This window comes from Actinomycetota bacterium, from assembly GCA_035759705.1.
Lineage (GTDB): Bacteria > Actinomycetota > CADDZG01 > JAHWKV01 > JAHWKV01 > JAJCYE01.
Genome location: DASTUJ010000157.1, coordinates 1 through 3,672, shown reverse-complemented (window position 1 = coordinate 3,672; position 3,672 = coordinate 1). Strand labels below are relative to the sequence as shown.

The window sequence follows — 3,672 nt, the reverse complement described above, 5'->3', positions numbered from 1 at the left end:
CCACCTGCGCCAGCGGCTGACCGTCGTCGCCAACGTGGTCGGCGAGGACACCTACGACCATGCGATCGCCCGGGCCAGGGAGCTGGTCGCCAAGCTGGGCGAGCCGCTGACCTACACGCCGAAGGGCGTCGAAAAGGCGGAGTTTGACCTGCCTCCGAGCACGCTCGGCGAGCAGGGCTACATGGACGCGGTCGAGAAGGCCAAGGAGTACATCCGGGCGGGCGACATCTTCCAGGTGGTCCCGTCGCACCGGTTCTCCGCGCCTCAGGAGGGCGACCCGTTCGACGTCTACCGGACGCTGCGCCTGGTCAACCCGAGTCCGTACATGTTCTTCCTGAAGCACCCGGATATCACGCTGGTGGGGTCGTCCCCGGAGCCCCTGATCAAGGTGGAGGGCCGGCGGGTTCTGCAGCGCCCTATCGCCGGGTCCCGTCCCCGCGGGGCCACGCCGGAGGAGGACGAGGCGCTGGGCAACGACCTGTTCGCCGACCCCAAGGAGCGGGCCGAGCACGTGATGCTGGTGGACCTGGCCCGCAACGACCTGGGCCGGGTGTGCAGCTACGGCAGCGTCGAGGTCGAGGAGTTCATGGTTATCGAGCGGTACTCGCACATCATGCATATGACCTCGCAGGTGGTGGGGGAGTTGAGCGAAGGCAAGACCGGCCTGGATGCGCTGTACGCGTCGTTCCCGGCGGGAACCGTGTCGGGGGCGCCGAAGATCAGGGCGATGGAGATCATCGACGAGCTGGAGCCAACCCGGAGGGGACCGTACTCGGGGGTGGTGGGCTACTTCGACTTCTCGGGGAACCTCGACACCTGCATCGCGTTGCGGACGGCGTACGTGGTGGGCGGGAAGATCTACATTCAGGCCGGCGGGGGGATCGTGGCGGACTCCGATCCGCACACGGAGTGGCTGGAGACGGTGAACAAGGCGAAGGCGCTCCTGACCGCGTGGGCGATGGCCCGGCAGCCGTAGATCGCGATGTCGTCATCCGAGTTGGAGGATCAACTCTGTACTCCGCCGGCGTCCCGGTTGAGGTACACCTCAAGGGTCAACGAAAGCGGTCTCCCGGAGTCGGTGTGGTTCCAGCGCTGGGGAGACCCGTCTAACACGGGCAAGTTCGACTGGCACCCCTTTGGCGGTGAGATCACCGGCTACGCCGGCTTTGACGGATTGACGATCCCGTCCAAAGGACTGATGGGGTGGTTCTACGGTACGAGCGTTGGAGCGAGGGCGAGTTTTTCCGCTACGAGATAGTAGGGCTGAACCGGGTCTGCTAATTCGACCGACCCCGTGGACCAAGATCACAGGTCTACGAGGTCTAGACTGGTCTGTCACCGGTGCTGAGTAGTCTTCTTGCTCATGAGAGGAGGTGCCCGATGTCAGTTTCGGCTTCGGCAGGGCCCGCAGCGGGGCGGCGGTACACCTACGCGGATCTGGAGGCCATTCCCGAGGACAACGTCCGGCGAGAGATCATCGACGGTGAGCTCATAGTGCATGCCTCCCCGGTCCCCAGGCACCAGGAAGCTGCTGGCAACCTGTTCTTGAGGCTGCGCGAGTACGCATCCCAAGCGGGAGGGAAGGCGTACTTCGCTCCGCTGGACGTCTATTTCGCCGAGGATAACGTGGTGGAACCGGATCTCATGTTCGTCCGAGCCGATCACCTGGAGCGAATCGGGGACAAGAACATGCAGGGTCCCCCTGATCTCGTGGTGGAGATCTCTTTGCCCTCGACCCGCAGGCTGGATCTAGTCCGCAAGCTCGATCTCTACCAGCGATTCGGGGTCCCCGAGTTCTGGTTCGTGGACCTGGAGGCGGAGCGGGTTGAAGTCCACGTGCTGGCCGGTGATACATATCCGGCTCCTGCGATCCTCTATCCGGGTCAAAGCCTGCAGTCTGCAGGATTGCCCGGATTGTCGGTTCCGGTCGACGAGGCGCTGGCGGAGGAGTAGTTGCGTGCCGCCGCGGTTGGTTAGTAGGTCTTCTTGCTCCGCAGCCAGGAGTCGAAATCGGCCCTCAGGAACTCCCCGCCGCGAGGCGGGTCCTTCTTGTCGAGCCAGGTCTTGAGCTTCTTGTCGTCATCCAGGCGCACCCACTCGTAACCGTAGGTCCTCGGCCCGGCCCAGAAAGGTGGAATCCACGTCTCAGCCTTCAGCGACGCCACTGCGGCGTATCCCCAGCGGGGACGGCCTTTCCAAAAGCTGTCCATGTCGTGCAGAGCCGAGCCCTGGGTGCGGGCCTTGATCTCGCGGATGTCGGAGTACTCGCCGGACCAGCACAGCTTGATCCGGGCCTTGGCGATCATCAGCCCGCCGACCAGCTGAACCCAGATGTCCTCGTCCTCGAAGGCTCCGTTCTTGTTGACCGGGCCGGGACGGTCCCGGATCTCGCACGCGTACTCCAGCCGGGGCTGGGTGGGGGTGCCGGAGAGGTGCTCGAGCTTGCGGATGATTACGTGTTCCATGCAGCCGATCCTATGCGATGCCGGAACAAAGCCCGTCCCGACCAACCGCGCTATCGTGAGGCGGTGCGCACCTACCTGGACCGGATCCTCGAATTCACCTACGACCGGGTGGAGGACGAGAAGCGAAAGATGTCGTTCGGGGACCTCGACCGGGAGGCCCAGACCATGGGTCAGACCAGGCCGTTTCTTGCCGCCATGAGGGGCGAGCGCATCTCGTTGATCGCCGAGTTCAAGCGCCGGTCGCCCTCCAAAGGCATCATCCGGGAGGACTTCGAGCCCGGGCAGGCGGCCGAGGCTTACGCCCAGGGCGGCGCCTCGGCGATGTCGGTGCTGACCGAGCCCCAGTTCTTCAACGGGTCGATGGACGACCTCGCCAAGGCCCGGGCCGCCTGCAAGCTGCCTATCCTCCGCAAGGACTTCATGGTCGATCCGTACCAGATCGTCCAGGCCCGGGCCGGGGGCGCCGACGCCATCCTGCTCATCGTCGCCGGGCTTCCCGACAAGGGGCTGTTCGCCGAGATGGCCGCCGCCGCCTCGGACTACGGCCTGACTGCCCTGGTGGAGATTCACGACCCCCACGAGCTGGACGCCGCCTTCGACATCGATCCCAAACTGGTGGGGGTGAACCAGCGGAACCTCTCGACCTTTGAGGTCGACACCACTCTCGCCATCAAGCTGCGGCGCCAGATCCCCACCGACGTCTCGATGGTCGCCGAAAGCGGGATCACCTCCCGAAAGCAGGTGGAGGACCTGCAGGAGGCGGGCATCGACGCCATCCTGGTCGGCGAGACCCTCATGCGCGCCGCGGACCCGGCCCGCGCCGCGGCGGACCTGTTGGGCGCCGAATCCACTGAGTAGATGACCCCTACCACAACCGCAGCCGACAGCCGCGGGCGCTGGGGCGAGTACGGCGGCGTCTTCGTCCCCGAATCCCTCATGGAGGCCCTTCGCCAGCTGGAGGCAGCCCGCGTCGAGGCCTGGGCCGACCCAGATTTCCACGCCGAGCTGGACCGCCTGAACAAAGAGGTCATCGGCCGCCCGACACCGCTCTACCTGGCCACCCGGCTGACCGACATGGCCGGCGGCGCCCGCATCTGGCTGAAGCGGGAGGACCTGGCGTTCACCGGCGCCCACAAGATCAACAACACCCTGGGCCAGTTGCTGCTGACCAAACGGATGGGCAAGACCCGGGTGCTGGCCGAGACCG

The 3,672-nt window shown here is 65.6% G+C and carries 5 protein-coding genes; 4 read left to right on the top strand and 1 reads right to left on the bottom strand.

Annotated elements, in window-relative coordinates:
- Both VFV09_10770 and VFV09_10765 read left to right on the top strand, forming a co-directional pair.
- Positions 1-976, top strand: a 976-nt coding sequence (locus VFV09_10770) for a chorismate-binding protein (GenBank protein ID HEU4868197.1), incomplete at its 5' end; no start/stop codon positions are given.
- A gap of 404 nt (positions 977-1,380) precedes the next feature.
- Entirely contained in the window at positions 1,381-1,953 is a 573-nt protein-coding gene (locus tag VFV09_10765; GenBank protein ID HEU4868196.1) for a Uma2 family endonuclease, read from the top strand.
- 20 nt (positions 1,954-1,973) lie between these two features.
- Here VFV09_10765 and VFV09_10760 read toward each other — a convergent pair whose 3' ends face one another.
- Entirely contained in the window at positions 1,974-2,465 is a 492-nt protein-coding gene (locus tag VFV09_10760; protein HEU4868195.1) for a hypothetical protein, read from the bottom strand.
- Between the two features lie 63 nt (positions 2,466-2,528).
- On the opposite strand from VFV09_10760, the gene trpC reads away from it, so the two are divergent.
- Positions 2,529-3,323, top strand: a complete 795-nt coding sequence (gene trpC, locus VFV09_10755) for an indole-3-glycerol phosphate synthase TrpC (GenBank protein ID HEU4868194.1) — start codon at positions 2,529-2,531, stop codon at positions 3,321-3,323.
- A partial coding sequence (locus VFV09_10750; GenBank protein ID HEU4868193.1) for a tryptophan synthase subunit beta occupies positions 3,324-3,672 on the top strand: 349 nt, incomplete at its 3' end.